Genomic DNA, 217 nt, shown 5'->3' with positions numbered 1-217 from the left:
ATTCACCACAACCTGCTAAGGTTATAGGGACAAGCCGTACGGGCAATTAGTACTGGTTAGCTTAATGCATTACTGCACTTCCACACCCAGCCTATCAACGTCCTGGTCTCGAACGACCCTTCAAGGAGCTCAAGGCTCCGGGAAATCTCATCTTAAGGCAAGTTTCCCGCTTAGATGCTTTCAGCGGTTATCTCTTCCGAACTTAGCTACCCGGCAA

General features: G+C 49.3%; 1 rRNA gene. It reads right to left on the bottom strand.

Going from position 1 to position 217, the window contains the following annotated elements:
• Nucleotides 1-25 precede the first annotated feature (25 nt).
• Nucleotides 26-217 (bottom strand): 23S ribosomal RNA (locus H3H36_RS26605); the annotation flags it as partial.

This window comes from Rugamonas fusca, assembly GCF_014042365.1.
GTDB classification, from domain to species: domain Bacteria; phylum Pseudomonadota; class Gammaproteobacteria; order Burkholderiales; family Burkholderiaceae_D; genus Rugamonas; species Rugamonas fusca.
Note: the sequence above shows the minus strand (reverse complement) of the source record. Positions and strands in the feature narration are given on the sequence as shown.